This window comes from Polaribacter sp. SA4-12 (assembly GCF_002163675.1).
Classification (GTDB): Bacteria; Bacteroidota; Bacteroidia; order Flavobacteriales; family Flavobacteriaceae; genus Polaribacter.
The window spans coordinates 1,492,701-1,516,008 of sequence record NZ_CP019334.1; the positions used below are offsets into that span (position 1 = coordinate 1,492,701).

The 23,308-nt window shown below is 28.9% G+C and carries 15 protein-coding genes; 9 read left to right on the forward strand and 6 right to left on the reverse strand.

Features of this window, described 5'->3' with window-relative positions; all coding sequences use genetic code 11:
* Positions 1-79: 79 nt before the first annotated feature.
* The 5 genes from BTO07_RS06400 to BTO07_RS06420 all read right to left on the reverse strand — a co-directional run bounded on the left by BTO07_RS06400 (position 80) and on the right by BTO07_RS06420 (position 10,869).
* A complete protein-coding gene (locus tag BTO07_RS06400; protein WP_087520441.1) occupies positions 80-1,825 on the reverse strand; it encodes a RagB/SusD family nutrient uptake outer membrane protein in 1,746 nt (581 codons plus the stop codon).
* A gap of 11 nt (positions 1,826-1,836) precedes the next feature.
* Complete coding sequence (locus tag BTO07_RS06405) at positions 1,837-4,998, reverse strand: SusC/RagA family TonB-linked outer membrane protein (RefSeq protein WP_087520442.1); 3,162 nt, start codon at positions 4,996-4,998, stop codon at positions 1,837-1,839.
* Between the two features lie 14 nt (positions 4,999-5,012).
* Positions 5,013-6,605 carry a glycoside hydrolase family 32 protein gene (locus tag BTO07_RS06410; RefSeq protein ID WP_087520443.1) on the reverse strand — a complete coding sequence of 531 codons (1,593 nt, stop codon included), beginning with the start codon at positions 6,603-6,605 and terminating at the stop codon, positions 5,013-5,015.
* A 2-nt stretch (positions 6,606-6,607) separates the two neighbouring features.
* Positions 6,608-7,936 (reverse strand): sugar porter family MFS transporter, encoded by a 1,329-nt coding sequence (locus BTO07_RS06415; protein ID WP_087520444.1) that lies wholly within the window; start codon positions 7,934-7,936, stop codon positions 6,608-6,610.
* 236 nt (positions 7,937-8,172) lie between these two features.
* A complete protein-coding gene (locus BTO07_RS06420) occupies positions 8,173-10,869 on the reverse strand; it encodes a hybrid sensor histidine kinase/response regulator transcription factor (RefSeq protein ID WP_087520445.1) in 2,697 nt (898 codons plus the stop codon).
* Between the two features lie 789 nt (positions 10,870-11,658).
* Between BTO07_RS06420 and BTO07_RS06425 the strand changes: the two genes are divergently transcribed.
* The 6 genes from BTO07_RS06425 to BTO07_RS06450 all read left to right on the forward strand — a co-directional run bounded on the left by BTO07_RS06425 (position 11,659) and on the right by BTO07_RS06450 (position 16,763).
* A complete protein-coding gene (locus BTO07_RS06425) occupies positions 11,659-12,903 on the forward strand; it encodes a tyrosine-type recombinase/integrase (RefSeq protein ID WP_087520446.1) in 1,245 nt (414 codons plus the stop codon).
* A 7-nt stretch (positions 12,904-12,910) separates the two neighbouring features.
* On the forward strand, positions 12,911-13,780 hold the full coding sequence (locus BTO07_RS06430; protein WP_087520447.1) for a hypothetical protein: 870 nt from the start codon (positions 12,911-12,913) through the stop codon (positions 13,778-13,780).
* Positions 13,781-14,006: 226 nt separating this feature from the next.
* Entirely contained in the window at positions 14,007-14,300 is a 294-nt protein-coding gene (locus tag BTO07_RS06435) for a helix-turn-helix domain-containing protein (protein ID WP_087520448.1), read from the forward strand.
* A gap of 1 nt (position 14,301) precedes the next feature.
* Positions 14,302-14,628, forward strand: a complete 327-nt coding sequence (locus BTO07_RS06440) for a hypothetical protein (RefSeq protein ID WP_087520449.1) — start codon at positions 14,302-14,304, stop codon at positions 14,626-14,628.
* A gap of 2 nt (positions 14,629-14,630) precedes the next feature.
* Positions 14,631-15,824 carry a primase-helicase family protein gene (locus tag BTO07_RS06445; protein WP_087520450.1) on the forward strand — a complete coding sequence of 398 codons (1,194 nt, stop codon included), beginning with the start codon at positions 14,631-14,633 and terminating at the stop codon, positions 15,822-15,824.
* Between the two features lie 228 nt (positions 15,825-16,052).
* A complete protein-coding gene (locus tag BTO07_RS06450; protein WP_087520451.1) occupies positions 16,053-16,763 on the forward strand; it encodes an SOS response-associated peptidase in 711 nt (236 codons plus the stop codon).
* On the opposite strand, the gene BTO07_RS06455 is transcribed toward BTO07_RS06450, so the two are convergent.
* Entirely contained in the window at positions 16,760-17,539 is a 780-nt protein-coding gene (locus BTO07_RS06455) for an XRE family transcriptional regulator (RefSeq protein WP_087520452.1), read from the reverse strand. The two genes, BTO07_RS06450 and BTO07_RS06455, sit on opposite strands and share 4 nt — an antisense overlap.
* Before the next feature lie 52 nt (positions 17,540-17,591).
* Here BTO07_RS06455 and dinB point away from each other — a divergent pair, with 52 nt between their 5' ends.
* The 3 genes from dinB to BTO07_RS06470 all read left to right on the forward strand — a co-directional run bounded on the left by dinB (position 17,592) and on the right by BTO07_RS06470 (position 23,177).
* Entirely contained in the window at positions 17,592-18,806 is a 1,215-nt protein-coding gene (gene dinB / locus BTO07_RS06460) for a DNA polymerase IV (RefSeq protein ID WP_087520453.1), read from the forward strand.
* A complete protein-coding gene (locus BTO07_RS06465) occupies positions 18,806-22,042 on the forward strand; it encodes a DNA polymerase III subunit alpha (protein WP_087520454.1) in 3,237 nt (1,078 codons plus the stop codon). The genes dinB and BTO07_RS06465 overlap by 1 nt, the downstream gene beginning before the upstream one ends.
* A 280-nt stretch (positions 22,043-22,322) precedes the next feature.
* A complete protein-coding gene (locus BTO07_RS06470) occupies positions 22,323-23,177 on the forward strand; it encodes a hypothetical protein (RefSeq protein WP_087520455.1) in 855 nt (284 codons plus the stop codon).
* The last annotated feature ends 131 nt before the right edge of the window (positions 23,178-23,308 follow it).

Here is a 23,308-nt window from a genome sequence, read left to right on the forward strand (position 1 = left end):
ATTAATTAAAAAAAGAAAGAGATTAACAAATGTTAACCTCTTTCAAAACTATTTTTAAATTCACAAAAAAACAGCTTTATTAGTAACCCGGGTTTTGATTATATAAACCTCCCGTAAAATCAATCTCTCTTTGAGGTATTGGATAATACTCATCTCTACCCGCAGTAAAATTAGCATTTGTTAAAAAATCTTTTCTTGTTTTTTCAACTGCTAAATATGCGTTTAGAACTTGTTCTGCCATACCCCATCTTACTAAGTCAAAAAATCTTGGACCTTCCATACCAAACTCTAAACGTCTTTCGAACATTAAAGCTTTAAAAGCTTCAGATTTAGATAAACCCATTGGATATTCTCCAACATTATATACATCTGTTGCTCCTGCATCTATTTGTCTTTGCGTACTAGCTGCTGCTCTTCTTCTAACTTGGTTAATTATGGCTAACCCTGCATCTACTTGATTCATTTGAATTAAAGCTTCTGCTTTAAATAAAAGTACATCTGCATATCTGATAAAATCTACATTTTTTGATGTTCCAACAAATGGGCCTTCTTTTACATAACAACCACAATCCGGAGCTTGTTGTTCTTTCATATTCCCAAAATAACCATAGACTCCAGGATCTCTCGCCCAACTAAAGTTGTAAATCATATCGCCAGAAGTATTTACCGTATTTCTATATTTAAAAGGACGCCCAGGAATACCAACTGTATGGTCTATTCTTGGGTCTAAAGTAATTCCTGCAGCTAAAGCAGTTTCTCCATTTGCATCTACAACGTCAAAAATATTACTATTATTAAAAGTATCTAACATAGGAAGTCCTAAAGCATTAGTTTTAAATGCATTTACCATGTTTTGACTAGCCAAATGAAAACCACAACAACCATATAAACCAGTTCCATGAGGCGAATTTAATCCAGTTACAAAACTTACTCTACTAACAGTTGTACCGTCATTAATAGAAAATTGTGCAGCCCAAATAGATTCTGAACCATTATCAAAACCATCTAAAAAGTTGTTACCATAATCCACTTCTAATGAACTAGTTACATCACTTACATAATCGACAACTTCTTGTAATTTAGACATGTTTATATTTGTAACTGCATGATTATCATTTTGCTCATAAGCTTGGTATAAACGTAGTTTTGCTAAATATGCTGCTGCTGCGTTTTTGTCTGCTCTACCAACTTGATCTTGAGATTGAGGTAAGTTATCATAAGCAAATTTAAAATCATCTGCAATTGTGTTCCATAAAGCATCATTATCTACATCATTAGAAACTTTAATAATTTCATCTTGCGTTAAATCTTCTGTGATATATGGAATTTTTTTAAACAATAGTTTAAGCATAAAATGAGAGTGCGCTCTTAAAAAACGAAGTTCTCCTTGTCTTATAGCTTTGTTTGAATATTCTGCATCTGGTATATCATTAATTACTTTTAAAGCAAAATTAGCTCTCGAGATTGCTTTATAATAATTAGTCCAAGTTCTTGGTCCCATCCAATCTAAAGGATCGTCTGCAATTGTTAAGTTGTATTGTTCATATCTATCTACAATATCAACATCACCTCTACCACCACCACCTTTGTAGGCATCATCAGATCTAACACTTCCATAAACCCACATGTTAGTAAGTGGACCTACCATGTCATCATTTGCTATTCCTGCATATGCTGCAACAACTAATGCTTCTGCATTTTCTGCTGTTGCTACGTTTTCATTAGATAATACACCTTCTGGCTCATATTCTAAGAAATCATCAGAACATCCTGCTATTAAAAATGTAGCAAAGATTCCAGCTAATAATAATTTTATATTCTTCATTTTAATATTTTTTAAAAGTTAATGTTAAGACCAAGTGATAATGTTGTTGGAACAGGAATGTTATCTACATTTGTTCTTTCAGGATCTGATCCTATATAGTCTTTAGGTGTAAACCAAAATAAATTTTCTCCTTGAACGTAAAATCTTAAACTTGACATACCTGCGAATTTATTTACAATTTCTTCTGGTAAAGAATATCCAAATGACATGTTTCTTACTTTGAAATAAGAATTCTTTCTGTAAAGATAATCAGAGGTTCTTGTATCGTTATTTACAAGTGATGCCGCTGGAATATTTGAACCCGTATTGGTTGGAGTCCATGCGTTTAAAACACCTAAACCAGCATTTTCTCTTCCTTGTACAAAATTATTCCAGTATATATATGGGTCTAAACCTATTCTACCTGCCACACCAGAACCGAATACAGAAAAGTCGAAGTTTTTATATTCTAAGTTTACTCTAATTCCATATTCTAAATCTGGTAAAGTTGTACCAATAAAATCTCTATCTTCTACACCTATACTACCATTACCATCTAAATCTTGAAATTTTAGTCCTCCAGGTCTAGCTCCAACTTGAGTAGGGCTTGCATCTATATCTGCTTGACTTTGAAATAAACCATCTGTTTTATATCCGAAAATTGAAAATTGAGAATGCCCAATAATTGAATTATCTAAAGTACCAGGGTAAGAAGATATAACCTCATCTGGTAATGCCGTAATTTTATCTTTAAATGCTCCGAAATTAGTAGAAACTGTTAATTTTAATCCGTTTTCAAAAGTATTAGCGTATGCTAAAGCTAATTCCCAACCGTTAGTTTCTGTTGTTGCTCCATTTAATACTCTTTGTTGTCCTTCTCCTACAACAGAAGCAATTGGTGGTGTTGTTAAAATATCACTAGTTTCTCTAGTAAAATAATCGAAAGTACCAATTACTTTATTGTTTAATAAAGAAAAGTCTACACCAAAATTAAATTCTTTTGTAGTTTCCCATTTTAAAGCTGGGTTTGATGCTTGAATTGATACAAAACCAGATGGTAAATTACCTGTGTTATTCCCGTTTAAATCATAAGCGGTACCAACATTGTAAAACGTATTAAAGAAAAAAGTGTCTCCAGTAGCTTGTAATTGATTTTGCCCGTAATTAGATTGAAATAAACCAAAACGTGCTAAATCTCCGATAGATTGGTTACCAACTTCACCATAACCCGCTCTAAATTTTAAAGAATTTACAATTTCATTTTCTTTCCAAAAATCTTCATTACTAATTCTCCATCCTACAGTTGCTGCAGGGAAAATACCATATCTATTATCTGCTCCAAATCTTGATGAACCGTCTCTACGTACAGTTATAGAAGCTAAATACTTATCTTCGAAGCCATAATTTACCTTAGCAAATTGAGACAACAATCTACTACCAGTAGAAGATCCTAAGTTTGTTTTTGCACCTGTAGCTGCATCTAACTGAAAGAAAGATTCTGTTTCTACTGCAAATCCGTCTGCTTGAGCAATAGAACTATCTTGATCGTCTTTAATCGATTCTGCTCCTAAAAGCACTCCAATTTTATGCTTTTCGGCTAATTCTACATTATAATTTAAGGTGTTTGTAAATACTAAACTTGTAAACTTTTGATTACCTTGTATTAATCTATTTGTAGCTCTTGTTATAAAACCATTGTTAACTTTTCTTTCAATATCTCTTCTGTCCACTACATTATAGTCTATACCTAAGCTAGTTCTATATGTTAGATTTTTTGCGATATCAAACTCTCCATAAATATTTCCAAAAAAAGTGGTTCTATTAGTATTGTCCCAACTATTAAGTTGTTGCATTAAAACAGGATTATTTCTGTCTGAATAACCAGAACCCAAAGGACCAGCAAATTCTCCGTTTGCATCATATACAGGAATTGTTGGTGCTAATGATATAGCTAAACTGGTTGTATATGCACTACCAACATCTCTAGAAGCTAAAGTTTCATCTGAAGTAGACATTTGTGAATTTACACCAACTCTTAATCTATTATCAAATAAATTAAAATTAGAGTTTAATTTTGCTGTAATTCTTTCGTAACCGGTATTTTTTAATATACCTGTATTACTTAAATGACCTATATTTATTAAGTGAAATGAATTATCTGTACCTCCAGAAAATGAAATTTCATTATTGTATAAATATCCAGTTTGGTAAGTTTCATCTTGCCAATCAGTATCTCCAACTGGTACACTTGTATCTCCTCCAACAAAAGGTTTAACAGTAACACTGTTTAAAACAGGATTATTAATATCACCATTCCAATCAAAATTATATATTTCACCATAACCACCATTAGGGTCTGCACCATCATTAACAGATGCTTGCCATAATGCTTCACCTCTTTGCAATGCATTTAGCATTTTATAACGTTGTTTTTTTTCTGATAAAACTGAAACGTTTGAATTTATACTAATTTTAAATTTTTCTGCACCTCCGGCTTTTGAGCTGTTTTTTGTAGATACAACCACCACACCATTTCCTGCACGAGCTCCATAAAGTGAAGATGCAGAAGCATCTTTAAGAATTTGAACAGATTCTATTGTACTTGGGTTTAAACTTGCAAAAACTTCTTGCCTTAGTGTTGGCACACCATCAATAACAAACAATGGGTTGTTGTTACCAAGGGTAGTTGCTCCTCTAATTAGTATATTGTTACTTGTACCTGTTGGGTCTCCGTTTTTCTCAATAAATAAACCAGCTACCTGGCCTTGTAAACTTTGTACGGCACTACCTGTACTTAAACCTACTCCTTTAATAGGAGCCATTTCTACAACAGATATTGCGCCAGTTACATCTACTTTTTTCTCTTTAGAGTAACCTGTTATTATTATTTCATCTAGTTGACTTGCTTCTGCTGTTAATACAACATTTATAACACTTCTACCATTTATTTTTATGGTTTCGGTTTTGTAACCCAAATAACTAAAAACCAATGTGTCTTCACCTTTTGCATTGGCTACAGTATAATTTCCATCAAAATCGGTTGTTGTTCCCGTTTGTGTACCAGACACTCTGATAGATACTCCTGGTAATGGTATATCTCCATCTTTATCAGTAACAACGCCTTTTACTTGAGCTTTGGCGGATATGCTGAAAAGAGCAAATGTTGTTAGTAAAAAAAGTAATTTACATTTCATAATTTAAATTTGATTTAGTTAATATTTAATTTATTTACTTCTATATTATCAAGAATTAATTCTTGATTATTAGTTTCTATAGAAAAGGTTGAATAGGGTTGGTTTGGAAAAAATATTTCTGTCATAACAGTTTCTCCTTCATCAAAAAATAATTCTATAGAGGTTTTATCTATTAATATTGTTCCTGATAAATTTTTATTAGATGATGTTCTAGCAGCATAAGAAATTTTACCTGCAAATTTTTCTGAAAAATTTATTTGTCCAGATTTTTTACGATCAATAAAAAAAGAATTCTTAGCATGATCATAGCCAAATAAAAGTGAGTCATTTACTTTGTTAGACAGTATAAAAGTGAAGCTTTTATCATCTAAATTGTTTATATTAAACTTTATTTCAGAACTAGCTAAATCAATAGATTCTGAACCAATAATTTTTGTGTTTCCGTTTACAGAAATATTTTCTTTTTTAAATTTGGTGCCTCTATATTTATTTAAATCTTGTACTGGGTTAGAAATTAATCGATAACCATTATCATCTTTTTTAAGTTCTACTTTTCTAGGAATTGTCATTGCACTTCTCCATGTTTCTGTTGGTACTTTTACTGCATAATCCCAATTAGACATCCAGCCAATCATTAATTTAGCACCATCTTTTGTTCTTGCGTTAGACCAAGAAACACCCGCATAATTATCTTTACCAAAATCTAACCAGTAATTATGATTTTCTTTTAAGCTTTTTTCAAATTCTTTATCAATTTTAAAATTTGTACCATCAAAATCTCCAATAAAATATTGTGTTGCACTTCCACCATTTGGACCACCAGTTCCAACACTTACAAATAATACCCATTTAAATTCTTCTGTACCTTTAATTGGTAGTTTAAATAAATCTGGACATTCCCAAACTCCATCTTTAGAATTTTTATTTTTTTTAAATTCTGAAAGTAAGTTCCAGTTTTTAAAATTTTTAGAATCGTAAAACATAATTTTATCTCCAGCTGCTAGAGACATAATCCATTTATGTCTATCTTCATCCCAAGTAATTTTTGGGTCTCTAAAATCTTTTATATTTGGATTTTTTATTACTGGATTACCCTCATATTTAGTATAGGTTTTTCCTTCATCATTACTAAAAGCAATACTTTGTGTTTGCGTTACTTTTCCATCTCCATTATCTAAATGATTTGTATACATAGCTACAATAGGTATTGCATTACTAACTTCTCCAAAACCAGAACTGTTACTAATATCGACCACTGCACTTCCTGAAAAAATAGTACCTAATTTATCTGGATAAATGGCTATTGGCTGCTCTATCCAAGAAATCATATCTGTACTAATAGCGTGTCCCCAATGCATTGGTCCCCAAACATTGCTATTTGGGTGGTATTGAAAGTATAAATGATAGTAACCATTATAATAGAACATTCCATTAGGGTCATTCATCCATGCTTTTTTGGGAGTAAAATGAAAGTTAGGACGATATTTTTCTAACACTAAAGTACTGTCTTGCTCTTTTGACAATTTAGATTTCTTGTCAGTTTTGGCTATATCTTTACAGCCAAAACTTAACAAGATCACAATTAATACTAATTCAAATTTTTTCATATTTATTTAATACTTTTTTTTATTAATTTTTCACTTAATTCTTCAAGAGAAATACCTTTAGTTTCTGGCATCATAAAAACTACAAATAACAATTGTAACATCATCATTACTGCAAAAAATAGGAAGACAAAACCAGCTCCTATAGTAGCGAATAACGAGGGGATTAAAGCTGGTATTAATGCCGCTAAAAACCAATGTGTTGAACTCCCAAAAGATTGCCCTGATGCTCTTAAGTGATTTGGGAAAATTTCTGAGATAAATACCCAAATTACAGCACCTTGCCCAATAGCATGAGCTCCAATAAACATAAATAAGAAAATTGGTACAGCCATCCCTGACCATCCAAAAAAGAAGGCACAAGCAACAAGACTTAAAGAAATTATATAACCTATAGAACCAAAATACATTAAAGTTTTTCTACCTAATTTGTCTATTAAAAAGACCCCTAAAAGTGTAAATACTAAATTAGTTACTCCAATACCAATACTACTCAAAAGAGCAGTATTTTCTCCTAAACCTGCTTCTTCAAAAATTCTAGGAGCATAGTATAACAGCGCATTAATACCAGATAATTGGTTAAACATTGCTATTAGAAAAGCTAGAGTTAACGGAATTCTATATTTTTTTAAGAAAATGTTTTCATGTTTTAAAGCTTCCTCATCATTATTAGATAAATCTAAAATTAAAGCATCAATATCTTGATCTGGATTAATAATTTTTAAAACTTTTTTAGCCTCTTCTTTTCTAAATTTAGAAAGCAACCATCTCGGACTTTTAGGAACCGTTAAAACTAGTAACGTATATATTACAGCAGGAAGAGCTTCAATACCTATCATCCAACGCCATGCATTTTCCCCAATACCATTTAGTAGATAATTGGATAAAAATGCTATCAATATTCCAAAAACAATATTAAACTGATAAAGAGCAACTAATCTTCCTCTATCTTTTGCTGGTGCTATTTCAGAAATATATGCAGGTGCTGCAATTGTAGATGCACCTACACCAACTCCTCCAATAAATCTAAATAAAGCAAAAGTATAAGGATCGTTAGCCAGTGCAGAACCAATTGCTGAAACAGTATAAAGTATACCTATTATAATTAATGTATTCTTTCTTCCTAATTTGTTTGTTGGTATTCCTCCAAATAGAGCACCTATTACAGTACCCCAAAGTGCCATTGCCATAACTACACTTCCGTGAAAAGCATCTGAAGACCCCCATAAAAGTTGTAATTTTTTATCTGCCCCAGATATTACTACTGTATCAAATCCAAATAAGAAACCTGCAAGTGCAGCTGTAATAGACCAGATTAAAATTTTGTTATTCATTGTGTTCAATTTATCTACTATAAAACTATTGAAACAACTACTTGTTTATTGTAAGGATTGTTACATCTCTAAATAAAAAAGAAAACAAAACACAATTAACTCACTTATAGCTATTTAGACCTAAACTAAAAACAACTAGAATGAATATAAAATTTAATAAATGTTAATTTTGTTACATTATAAGTTAAATTACTTGCATAAAAAGGTTAATGAGTTCACTCTTTTATTAGAATAATCTAATTTCCTCTATAAGATTTTGGAGATAATTTAAATTTATTTTTAAAAGTTGATGAAAAATAACTAGGTGAAGAGAAACCAACAGAGTAAGCAATTTCTGAAATAGAAAGTGTAGATTCTTTTAATAATGATTTTGCTTTTTCTAATCGAATATTTTGAATATAATCACTTATACTAATATTTAAAATTGCTTTAATTTTTCTATATAATTGAATTCTTGATATTTTTAATTTTACTGCTAATTGTTCCACTGAAAAACTAGAATCATCTAAATTTTCATAAATATGTTTATTCATTTCATCAATAAAATCTTGCTCAAATAAATTATTTTTTTCTGTAGGTTCTGTTTTATATATATTCTTAATATAATGTTTACGAAGTTTTTCTCTATTATATAATAAATTTTTAACAGATCTATACAAAATCGCAAAACTAAAAGGCTTAGTTAAAAATAAGTCCGCACCAGATTCTAAACCTTTTATATAAGACTCTTTGCTATCATATGCCGTTAAAATAATACAAGGAATGTGAGATGTTCTTATATCTTTTTTTAAAATATCACATATTTCAAATCCATTTTTCTCTGGTAAATTAACATCACAAATAATTATATCTGGTATTAAATCAAACGCTTTATCTAATGCTCCATTACCATCACTTGTATTTACATTATATTCTAAACTTAATTTATTTTTTAAATATTTAATTAAATCTTGATTGTCTTCTATTATCAAAATTGTGTCTCTGTTTTCTTTACTTAATCCGCTTTTTAAAGTAAAAGCATCATCCTCATAATCTGTATTAAAGTTTAAGATAGGACTATCTATAATTTCGGGCTCAAAAACAATTTCATCTGAACTCAAATGAACATTATCTTTATATAATTTAATCACAAACTCGGTAATTTTATCAGAACCTACATTTATGGTTCCTTTATGTAATTCTATAAACTCTTTTGATAGATGTAGCCCTATACCTGAACTAGATTTATTATTATTTGACCCTTGATAAAAAGCCTTAAACACATTGTTTATTTCATTTTCAGGAATTCCAATACCAGAATCTTTAAAATAAATTTTAACAAAATTACTTTCAATATTATCCGTTATAGTGATGCTAATTGTACCATTGTTTGGTGTAAATTTAAACGAATTTGAAAGTAAATTAAAATACACTTTATCCATTAAATTTCTATCTAAATAGACATCTAAATATTCATTGTTAGTTGTTAAGTGAAAATTTATATTTCTCTTTTGTGCTTCTCTTTCAAAATCTTTATAAATAGAATTTGAAAATTGATATAGATTGGTTTTTGAGGCTTTTAGAATAAATTTTTTATCTTCTATCTTTCTAAAATCTATTAATTGATTTATTAACCTTAATAATCGTTTAGAGTTATTAAAAATTAAACCAACCTCTCTTAATAATTTACTATCTCTTATTGTTTTATTATTTGAAAGTGAGTCTACAGAAGATAATATTAATGTTATTGGCGTTTTAAACTCATGGGATAAACCTGTGAAAAAATTAGTCTTTGCTTCGTTAATTTTTTTAATTTGATTTCTTTGAACTGTAATTTTATCGTTTTGGATTTCTAATTCTCTTTTTTTCTTTTTTAAACTATATCCAGAATATATACTAAAAGTAGCTAATAAAATACTAAGAATTAATAATGCTAAAAGTAATTTTAAAGTATTACTTTGTGTTGTATAAGTTTCTTCTTGCTGCTTAATTTTATCTTGTTGATTTTCTATATCTTTTTGATGCTTATTAATTCTATCATACTGATTTTTCATTATATCAGCATTTCTATAATCAATTACAGTAGTTGATAGAATATTGTTTTTAGAAATTTCTTTATTTTTTAAAATTTTTATTGCAATTTTAATAGCCTGATCACCACCAGTTGGATATAAAATACTTGCAGTAAGCACCCCTTTTTTCACTAATTGAATTCCATTATTATCTCCATTTAAGCCATCAACACCAATAAATTTTATTTGTTTTTCTAGCCCTTTTCCTTTAGCAATTTTCCATGTATCATAGGCTATTGCATCATTAAACGCATATATATAATCTATTGGCTTTACATTTAACGAATCTAGAATTTGAGCTACTCTTTCATGTATATCTTCATCTTTAATTTTATAGACAATAGAAATATTATCTTTAGTATCTACAATTTGATCAAAACCCAATTCTCTTTCAATAACAGGAGAAGAGTTATCACTTCCTTTTATCTCTAAAATATTTATTTTGTTTTCATGTAAAGAAGCAATGTAATTTGCAGCATTTCTACCAACATCAAGGTTATTAGCACCTACATAAGCTGTAAATTTTTGTGAATTAATCTTTCTATCTACAATAATAACAGGTATTCCTTTGTCATGAGCTTCTTCTACTAAAGACACTAATGGCTCAGGTCTTAATGGAGAAATTATAATCACATCAAATCTATTTTTAATCATAGATCTAATGTGAGATTTCTGAAGTTCTATATCTTCATTTGCCTGAAAAATTTTAAAATCAATTTCTGAATATAAGGAAGCCTCGATATTCATTTCATGATCCATAGCTTTTCGCCAATCATCTTTACTGATACATTGAGAAAAACCAATTTTGTACTTTACTTCATCTTTATCATTATTACATGATATTAAGAAAAGGAAACTTAAAAAAGTTAATATTTTAATCATGATAGTTTTACTCGATTTCAACATATTATATTTTGTAATAATCTTTAAAGAAAAAAATACTTCTTTAATAAAGGTAAATATCAGGAAAGTATTTTGATTTAAGAGTTTGCGATTCTTTTTTTTAGTTATTGAATATCCTCACCATTTTTTTTATCTAAAATTTTAGCTTAATGATGGGGTATTATAAGTAACTTATGTCCTAGCATTGTATTAACAAACTCAACCAGAACACTATTAGTGAATTTTACTGCGGTAGCAATGGTATGAAGAGCTAGATAGAAAGTTGAATTTTTATTAATAACACATAAATTAGCTATTTCCTTTAAATAAGCATTCCTTTTTCGATTACTAAAATAGGTAAAAGATATTCGCCTTTTAATACACTAGAACATTCTCTATATTATTCTAAAATCTTTTAGAACACATTTTAGAGGTATATAAATATAGATTTCTTCCTATTTAAACTAACCAACATTTTTACTTAATTCTAAAACCCAACAAGTTTATAACTTGATCTGTAACTGAACTTTGATATACAATGTGTATTTTGAATGTATACCAAAAACAAAAAACCCTTTAAACGTAATGTTTAAAGGGTTTTGACTTTTAAAGTGTCAATTGACAACTTTGTCAGCGGAGAAAGAGGGATTCGAACTAATTATTACTCACAATACATAAATACACTAATTATCAATACTTTAACCAAAATTAGAGGTTATTTTATCACTTAATATAGTAGCGTAATTACAATAAAATGTACCTTTACTGTCAACGCAACTGTCAACTCGTATGAATTTTACATTTAACTTGAGAAAGCCTAAATCAGATAAGGAAACATTAATTGTATTCTCAACATACATCAAACAAGAAAGGAAAAAATTTGTTTATTCTACAGGAGAATCAATTCTACCTAGTAGTTGGAATTTTGAAAATAGGCAACCAAAAAAACTTACTGGACGTTCTAGCGAAAGTATAGAGGCTAGAGCTATTAAAATGCAATTGGACAGATACGAACATTTCTACACAGAACTTTCTAATAGATTAAAGATTACACAAGAAATACTGGACAGCGAAACTTTAAAAACAGAGTTTGATACTCATTTTAAAAAAGTAAAACCAGCTTCGAATTTATTTTTTGAAGTGTACCAAATTTTTATTGACGGTAAAAAACTAGATTTTAGCGACCAACGAAATTCAGATAGCACTATAAAAAGATATGAATACAACAAAAAACTGTTAGAAGAATTTCAAAAAGACACTAAAACTACAATTCACTTTTCGAAAATAGACCAAGCCTTTTATCAAAAAATATTAAATTATTGTATTCAAACAAAAAAACATTCCGCAAATACACTGAGGAGAAATATAGGTCTTTTTAAAACTTTCTTAAATTGGGCTATAGAAAACAAACACACTTATAATGATAAATTTAAAGGCTTTAAATCTCCGCAAGGATTTGCAACAGATGAATTAGCTCTATCGATTGAACAAGTGAAACTAATTGCAGATTTAGACTTATCAAATAAACCTAGTTTGGAAAGAGTGCGTGACTTGTTTATTATTGGATGCACTACTGGATTAAGGATTAGTAATTACGGAAGTATTAAAAAAGAAGACGTTATTGATAATGAGATTTGCGTTTCTGATGTTAAGGACTCAAATAAGCAACTTAAAATTCCATTAAATCCAATCTCAAAAGCTATTCTAGAAAAATATAATTACAACTTACCTAGAATATCTACTCAAAAATTTAATGAATACATTAAATTAGTCTTTGAAGAAGCAGAGTTCAAAGATGATATTAAAAAAACCTATAAAATTGGTAGCGAAGTGAAAGAAGAATTCAAACCATTTTTTAAAAGAATTTCAAGTCACACAGCGCGCAGGAGCTTCATAACCATAATGAAAAACGAAAAAGTACCAGATAAAGTAATTATGTCCATAACAGGACATAAAAGTCTTGAAGTATTCAATAAGTACTACAAACCTAGCACAAAAGATAAAAGTGAATTTATGAATAGCGTTTTTAAATAATTAAAAAATGAACTACGGAGAAAAAGTTTTAGAAATTTACAACAAAGAATTCCTTATACTAAAAAAAGATTTTATCAAATTTTTGAAAAATAATTTTGAGTCAGAAGAAACATTTCCAATTATCATAGATAAATATCTTAGTAAATTATATAAACTTCAAGAAGCTCAGTACTCTAAAGATCGTTTATTAACAGTATGTTCTGATGATTTCTGGTTTAGGTATAATAACTACAATAAAAACGCGGTAAAGAATACAATTAATAAAAATGTATTAGCAAGGTTTAAAAAAAACTTATCAAGAAATTCTCCTGCGATTTTGGAGTATCCAAACTTTATAGAAGCTTTAGCAAAACTGTCAATTGCTAATGATTTTGAAAAAAGAATAAGAACAGATATTGATGAAATTGAGATAGCATTGGACAATAAAGATGTCTCTAAAGTTTTTAAAGTAAAGAAAAAAGAGAATGCAGAATATTTGGTAGAATACTCAAAGCCATACTTAAAACCTAAAAAAGAACTAGAAACTATAAATACACCTAAAAAAGAAAATAAATCAATAACACCTATTAATCCGTTTTCAAAAGATGAAAAATTTATTTTAATTCATTATATGCTTAGTCATGAAAGAACTAAAACAAAAAAATTATCTACATATGAAATAACTTTAATATTAAAGATAACAAATGAATGTTTTTCCAATAAAGATTTAGTTAAAAAGAAGGATACTGACTATGAAAAATTACACAAAGGCTACAATTATTATACAAAAACATCAAAAGAAAAAAAAGAATTAATGGAAGAACTTATAGAAAAAGTTAATCAATATTCTTTTACAATGTTTACAGAATATTTATCCTCAGAATTACACAAATTATAAATTCACTTCTCCAAAACAACTATATCCACCCTAAACAAAAACAACACAAAACACTACCTATCAATAAGTTAAAACCACCCACAGGCACCCCGTGTCTTCCCCACGTTCTATAACATCAATGAGTTTTATCATTTCTTTGTATAAGCAAACATAGATATTCAATCCGGATATTAGTAATTACTGAATATGATATGTTTTAAATATTAATACAATATATCATACAAAAATGAACAAAGTTATAGTTACAACTCGTGAGGAGTTGGCAGAAATGATTGATCTATCCATAGCGAGAAGAATTAATCCATTACAGGAAATAATAAATAGAAAATTAAATCCTCAAAAAAAGAATGTAACAGTAAAAGAAGCTGCAAAAATGCTTAATGTTACCGAACTTACCATTCGAAATTACGTCAAGAATGGAAAAATCCAAGCATCAAAGATTGGTAGAAGAATTGTAATCAATTTAGAAAATTTAGAGAACACTCTAAAAGAAGTTAAATCTTTAAAATACAGAAGATAATATGAAAGATTATAACTTACATAATAATGCTTTAAACAACAAAGCAATAGTTCTTCTAGAAAGAGTTTTAGTTGAGTTAGAGAATTTGAAAATTAATACAATTACAGACGTTACTTTACGAAGGAATTACGAAAATTTAATTGCAGAAGTAGAGAATGTTATGACTTTAATTAATCAAAATCCACGATTTGATTGGGTTTTAATTCAAAATGAAATTGACAGATTATTTAATATTGACAAAAACCTCACAGGGGTTATTCTCAAATTAAATTGGAGAGAAGGCGAAAATTGGGCTTTTATTAAAGGTGAAATAGGTAAAGCATCTTAATTATGAGTTATCTAAGAATTGCTACAGATTACTACAAGGTATGTAATGTGCCACTTTTAAGTGGAGATAGTGTTAAGACTTTAAGAAAATGGTCTAAAGGAGAAATTATTACAGACAAAGGGAAGGATTTTCTACAAACCATAAAAAAGTATGATGGGTTTGTAACAATTCCAGATCATCAAAATTATAAACAAGAAATTAATTCTTTTTATAATGAGTATGAAAAGATAGAACATCAATTAACAGAAGGAGAGTTCCCTAAAACGGAAGAGTTTTTAAGACATATTTTTGGAGAACAGTATGAGTTAGGCTTAGACTACCTAACCATACTTTGGACGAAACCAACTCAAATATTACCTATTTTATGTTTGGTTAGTGATTCTAGAAATACTGGAAAAACATCTTTTTTAAATTGGTTAAAACAGATGTTTCAAGGGAATATGACAATCAATAAAAATGAAGATTTTAGAAGTCGTTTTAACAGTGACTGGGCTTCAAAATTAATTATTTCTATAGATGAAGTACTTTTAGATCGAAGAGAAGACAGTGAGCGAATAAAAAATCTTTCTACTGCGAATACTTATAAAACTGAATCTAAAGGAAAAGATAAAATTGAAACAAACTTCTTTGGAAAATTCATTTTATGTTCCAATAATGAAGAGAACTTTATTCAGATTGATGAAAAAGAAATAAGGTATTGGGTAATTAAAGTGAATTCTTTCGGAAAAGAAGATGTTGATATGCTTAAAAAGTTACATAATGAAATTGCACAGTTTTTATATTTTCTAAACACACGGAAAATTAAAACCAAAAGAACAACAAGAATGTGGTTTACAAAGCAGCAGATTTACACTCCTGCATTAGATAAAGTAATCAAAGGAAATAAAACTTATTTGAGCCAAGAAATTAAAGAGATTTTAATTGAAGATTTTATTACTTATGAAGTTGATGTTTTGAAATATACAGCTACCGACTTATTAGATAAACTAATAAAAGGGAGTATTAGAACAACAAGATTTAAGGTGTCAAATAGTTTAAAAGTTGATTATGATTTAGAACCAATTAATGGAAGCTATCAAAGATATTTTCTTTCATTAAGTATAAATCAAAAAAGTATAGTAGATTCTGAAACTAAAAAAGGAAGGTACTTCGAGTTTGTAAAAAAGGATTTTATTGAAGATAGTGTTGACTGTTGATGTATTGCAGTTAATAATAGTGAATAAAGGAGTTTAGATGAGTAACAAGAGTTCAACAACCTATCAACAGTTAAATAAATTAGACTGTTGATAGGTTGTTGAATGTTTGTTTTCTTTGCAAGCTATTATGTTTGCTGCTTTTTTAATCAGAAATCAACAACACAACAAAAATCTATAAGATTTAATTTCTTAAATTTGGTTTGTTAGTAATTACATATAAAAGAATAAATGTGTTATCATATTTCCAATACTAAATCAGCTAGAAAACTAGAAGATTTTTTTGATGCAGAATTCAAAAATGATGTTGTTTATGAACCTAACTATCATTTAAATGGATTTGACAATCGTCCTGTTTATATAATACCTCAACAAGAAAATTATGTAATCAAATCTTCAAAATGGGGATTACTTCCAGAAAACCTAGAAAACTCAGATAGTTTTAAAAAGCGATTCAATACTTTAAATGCTAAAAGTGAAACTTTGTTTACTAGTAATCTTTGGAAAGAACCAATTGCAAATAGAAGGTGTTTGATTTTGGCTGATGGTTTTTTTGAAAGTAAACATATTGGTAAGAACAAATACCCTCATTATATCCGACTTAAAGACCAAGAACCTTTTGTTTTTGCAGGTATCTATAATCAACATAATAACGGTACTTTTTCTTGTTCTATTATTACTAAAAAAGCAAATCCTTTTATGGCTGAAATTCATAATTCTAAAGAACGAATGCCAATAATATTAGATAAATCATTTGAAAAAAAATGGTTAAATCCATCCTTTTCTAAAAGCAGTATTAACGAAATTATAAATACAGGTTTTACCACTAAAGAATTTGAGGCTTATACTGTATCTAAAAAAGTAACCAATAGTAGAATAGATAGTAATACTATAGATATTTTAAAACCTTATTATTACCCAGAATTAAACACGTTGTTTTAATTCGCTCTTAGAGATTTTTCTAATTGCTTTAACTCAACTCCAAGTCCATTAAACATTTGTATAATACTACTTAATTTCAACTCATGTTCATCATATTCTTGCGTGTTTATGCTACATGTAAATTTCCAAAGTTCTAAAACTTCAGAAATAGGAACTTCATAAGATTGATATTCTCTGTTATCTGGTTTTAAGAGTAAACTCCCCTTCTCTTCAATTTGATTATACACTCGTTTGTACGTCATTCCATCATTTTTAGTAACGATAATGTAAGAAGTTCCGTTTTTAACATCTACTATGTCTTCTACAAATTCTGCTACTACATAAGATTCATCTTTCATAGGTAACATAGAATCTCCTTTTATGGGGAATGCTCTGTGTTTTCCTGTTGGTAAAAAAGGTAATTTAATTTTCTCTAATTGTTCTATATATTCTGGATCATCATACCCTAATAAATAACCTGCTGATGCTTTTGTAGAAACAACTTCAATCAAGTTTTCATTGTGTTCATTAACAGTTATAGGGAATAAAACTCTCTTCTCTCCTATTTGTATAAATGACGTGTCTTTTGTTTTTGTTAAATCATTTCTCAATAGAATATCAACTGGTATTTTAAAATAATCAGATAGGTCTAGTAAAAACTCTAGTGTAGGTGAAGAACGACTTTCTTCGTAAGAACCAATACGAGATCTAGTTACCTTCAATTCTTCTGCTAAACCTTCTTGAGAAAGTTTTTTTAATGTCCTTAAGTGTTTGATATTTTTCGATATAATTTTCATAATACTACAAATATAAGCAATGATTGTTTGTTTTTGTAGCTAATTTTGTGATGTGAATAAAAATATTTTACATTTAGATTTGGATACGTTTTTCGTGTCTTGTGAACGCTTGATTGATAGTCGTTTACAAAAAAGACCTCTACTAGTTGGTGGAACTGGTGATCGTGGTGTAGTAGCTGCTTGTAGCTATGAAACGAGACTTTTTGGGGTGCATTCTGGTATGTCTATGAAAGTAGCAAGACGTTTGTGTCCAGAGGCAGTAATTATAAGAGGAAATACAAGTATTTATTCTAAATATTCTAAAATAGTTACTGAAATAGTCAAAGAAAAAGTGCCGATTTTTGAAAAAGCAAGCATTGATGAATTTTATGCCGATTTAACAGGAATGGATACTTTTTTTGGAAGTTATAAATATGCATCAGAATTAAGACAACGAATTATAAAAGAAAGTGGATTGCCTATTTCTTTTGGATTATCTGGAAATAAAATTGTTTCAAAAGTTGCAACTGGTGAAGCTAAACCAAATAATCAGCTGTTAATTAATGAAGGATTTGAAAAAGAATTTATGGCACCATTATCAATTCGAAAAATACCTTCAGTTGGAGAAAAAACATATCAAATTTTAAGAAATTTAGGAGTAGAAAAAGTAAAAGTAATTCAAGAAATGCCTGTTGAAATGTTGGTGAGTGTTTTGGGACTAAATGGTAGAACAATTTGGAAACGTGCAAATGGAATTGACAATCCACCTTTAATTCCTTTTCATGAAAGAAAATCTATTTCAACAGAACGTACTTTTAATAAAGATACTATTGATATGAAGAAACTGTCTGAAACCATTTTTGCGATGGCAGAAAACTTAGCATATCAACTTCGTAAAGGAGACAAATTAGCATCCGTAATTGTTGTAAAAATTAGATATTCAGATTTTAACACCTACACAAAGCAAGTTAAAATCCCTTATACAAGTGCAGATCATATTATCATACCGACAGTATTAGAACTTTTTAAGAAGTTGTACCAAAGAAGATTATTGATACGATTGGTAGGTGTAAAGATTACAGATATTGTTAGTGGTAATTATCAAATTAATTTGTTTGATGATTCTGAACAAATGCTCGATTTATATAATGCCATGGATACTATTAGAAATAAATATGGTGAATTAAGTATTACAAGAGCTGCTTCTATGGGAGCTAAAACTATTGGTCGTTTTAGCAACCCTTTTAATGGTGAACCTCCAACTCTTTTAGCACATAGAAAGCAATAATGTATTTAAACTGTCATTCATATTATTCTTTACGTTATGGTACGTTTTCCGAAGTAGAACTATTGCAACTTGCAATAGAAAACAATATTGATACTATTGCACTTACAGATATTAACAATACTTCTGCTTGTTTAAATTTTATACAACAAGCTAAAAAACAAAACATTAAACCTGTTGTTGGTGTAGATTTTAGAAATGGCAATACTCAGCAATACATTGCAATAGCCAAAAGCAATAGTGGTTTTGAAAACATCAATAGGTATTTGTCAACCTTTTTAGAATCTAAAACACCTATTCCAGATCAACCAGAATTTTTAGAAGATGTTTTTATTATTTATCCTTTTGAAAAAGCATTAGAATTAAACTTAACTTCTTTTAAAGAGAATGAATTTGTTGGTGTTTCTGTTGCTGAAATTAATAAACTTAGATTTTCATATTTAAAAAAGTATGAAGATAAACTTGTAATACAACAACAAGTTACAATTCGCAATAAAAATGATTTTAATGCACATAGACTATTGCGTGCAATAGGTAACAATATGTTGTTAAGTAAACTGCCTACAACTGAACAATGTTTACCAACAGATAAAATGTATTCAGCAACACTATTGCAACAACATTTTGAAGAATTCCCTTATATAACTGCAAACACAACAGCACTATTGCAACAGTGCAATAGTGAATTTGGGTTTGGTAGCAATAGAGAAAATCAAAACAAGCAATACTATTGCAATAGTTTTGAAGAAGATTGCACGATGCTATTGCAACTTTGCAATAGTAATATCAATAGGAGATATAAAAATGTAACACAAAAAGTAAATGATAGACTTCAAAAAGAATTGAACGTTATTATTGAATTAAAATTTGTTTCTTTTTTTTTAATCAATTACGACATTGTCAATTATGCAAAAAGTAAAGGATATTTTCACGTTGGTAGAGGAAGTGGCGCAAATAGTATTGTTGCTTATATTATTGGTATTACAGATGTAGATCCTATTGAATTAGATTTGTATTTTGAGAGATTTATAAATCCATTTAGAGCATCTCCACCAGATTTTGATATTGACTTTTCTTGGAAAGATAGAGATGATGTTACCAACTATATTTTTAAACGCTTTAAAAACACTGCACTTTTAGCAACTTACAATACATTTAAATACAAAGCAGTAATTAGAGAATTAGGAAAGGTTTTTGGGCTTCCAAAAGAAGAAATTGATAAACTGAGTAAGGCATCAAAACAGCAAAAAACGTTTCTTAAACAAACTAATATTACTAGTAATAATGCAGAGCAACTGGCAAGTAACGGCAGAGCAACTGGAGTGCAACAGCAAAGAAATGGTAATACAACAACTGAAAAACTGGCAAGCAATGACAGAGCAACTGGAGTGCAACAACAAAGAAACTGGAAAGCAACAACAAAACAACTGGCAAGCAACAGTAGTGCAACTGGCAAGCAACAGCAAAGAAACGATAATGCAGCAGCAGAGCAACTGGCAAGCAACAACAATGCAATAGTTTATCAACAACAAGAAATAGATAGTATTGCAAAGTTAGTTTTGAAGTATGGAAAATTAATTGAAGGGTTTCCTAATTATATAAGTGTTCATTCAGCAGGGATTTTAATTTTAGGCAAACCTATACATTATTATTCTGCAACAAATCTTCCTCCAAAAGGATATCCTACTGTTCAATTTGATATGAATATTGCAGATGATGTAGGTGTTTTTAAATTTGATATTTTAGGTCAACGTGGTTTGGCAAAGATTAAAGAAGCGCTTGAGATTATAAAAAAGAATAGACCCAATGATCCTCCAATTGATATTACAGATGTAGAAAGTTTTAAAAAAGATAAAAATATTAATCACTTATTAAAGTCTGGAGGTGCAATTGGTGCGTATTATGTAGAATCTCCTGCAATGCGTGGTTTGATGCAAAAATTACAAACACAAGATTATTTAGGTTTGGTAGCTGCAAGTTCTATTATTAGACCAGGAGTTTCTGGTTCAGGGATGAAAGACGAGTTTATTAAAAGACATCGTTTTCCAGAAAAAAGAAAAGATGCAAACCCTATTTTATTAGAAATTATGCCAGAGACTTATGGCGTAATGGTGTATCAAGAAGATGTGATGAAAGTGGCAAGTAAATTTGCAGATTTAACATTAGGTGAAGCAGATGTTTTAAGACGTGGAATGAGTGGTAAATATCGTTCTCTTAAAGAGTTTAAAGCTGTTGAAGATAAGTTTGTTTCTAATTGTAAAAAAAAAGGACATAAAGATGCTTTGATTTTTGAAGTTTGGAATCAAATTAAAAGTTTTGCTGGTTATGCTTTTGCAAAAGGACATTCCGCTTCTTATGCAGTTGAGAGCTATCAGAGTTTATTTTTAAAATGCTATTATCCTATCGAATTTATGGTAGCAGTTTTAAATAATGGAGGTGGTTTTTATTCCGCAGCGCATTATATACACGAAGCTAGAATGAAAGGCGCAATTATAGAATTGCCTTGTATCAATAAAAGCAATCACCCAAACATAGTTATCGATAAAACTATTTATTTAGGTTTTGGTTATTTAAAAAGTTTAGAACATTTAGTTATAAAACGCCTGTTAACTGAAAGACAATTATATGGGGAATTTACGTCTTTAGAAAACTTTATAGAACGTGTTGTTATCAGTATTGAACAACTTACAATACTTATTAGAATTGATGCTTTTCGATTTACTGGAAAAACAAAAACACAATTATTATGGCAAGCTATATTTAAATTAAACGCCACAAAGCAGCAATCAAAACAAGCACAACTTTTTAAAATTCAACATAAAAAATATGAACTTCCAAAACTAGAATCTCATTGGCTTGAAAATGTATATGATGAAATGGAATTATTAGGCTTTACAATTCACGATTATTTTAAACTAATTGCAGAACCTTTTTTTCCTAGTATCAAAGCAAATCAAATGATTGATTTTGAAAATCAGAGTGTTTTAATCTATGGTTTATTGGTTACTACCAGATACAACACAACTTCTCAGGGAAAACTAATGAGATTAAGCACATTTGTTGATAAAGATGGTAATTATTTTGATGCAGTACATTTTACAAATGTAGTACACTTGTACCCAGTAAATGGAATTGGTATTTATGGGTGTTATGGGAAAATTACAAATCGTTATGGGTTTTGTAGTATGAATGTAATTCAATCTAAAAAGATGGGAATTCTGAGTGATCCTAGATTGTAGAAAAGTTAAAAAATTGTTTAATTAAAACAACAAAAGCCAAGACGTAAATCTTGACTTTTATTCACACACTACTTGATAAAATTTTAATTACTCTTAATCCCTAGAAGACCAATAGGCATCATTATTAGAATTTAACTGATTTGAGTGATTATCCAGTTCATCTTGTGAATAATCATAATCTTGATTTATACCTTTCATAATATTTGTATTTTTAAATTATATTGGTAAAAGTATATTGAATTGATGTATTAACCATAAATTTTGAATAATCGACACAAAAATGGAATCCACAGAAAAACAAGCTAAAAATATCGATACAATTGAACTTAAAATTGATATTAGGCATTTGGGATTAGATGAAATATCAAAATTAGAAATTGAACTAGATAGTTTAAAAAGTGTGGGCTTAAGTTTTGAGAAAAAAAATTACTCAAAATCTCTTGTTATTAAATTACCCTTGTCTTTAATTTTTTATGCGGAATACAATGAAAAGAAAATCAATTTTCATCTTTCCTGCTCCGAACTTATTTTGATAGATGTTAGCTATACATCATTGGTCAAAATACAAGAAAAAATGAATGCAAAAATTTGTTGCAGAAATAATTTGAGCAATTTTATACAAATAACAAGCTATTATTTAGTTCGAAAAAGAGATATAAAAGGTTATGATTACGCAGATAAAAAGGTTTTACTTTCTTCCGTTTCACATAATTATAAATGTGCAAAGATCAAAGTTGGTAGAGAGTACAAAACTAAATTATTTGAAAATATTAATATAATTTCAAGGGGATTATTGCTAATAAAATCAATTCACAACATTGAATATATTATTTATCCTCATAATATTAGATGTATTGAAAGTCATACAAAATCAAAAAAAATATTTTTAGAAAATAATTTACACACGAATCTTATAGAAATTAAACATGCAGCTGCTTCTAATAACATTAAGAATTTCTTTAAAGATGACTTTAAAATATTATTACATAACGGAATGTTTATTCAGTTTAATAGGAGTATAATATTCAATCTAAAGTATTTCGACGGAAGCTTATTAAAAGATAAAACCTATAATGATGATGTTTGTGGTAAAATTGAAGTTGAAAAGGGATTTTTGAAAAAGCTCAATCTATAGACCTATTGGTGTTTTTGATAGATCACAAATCGTATTAGATTTTGTAGTATGAATGTAATTAAATCTAAGAAGATACCTGTTTTGGTTGACCCTAGAAGTTAATAGATTATATTACTTTACTGTAAATATAT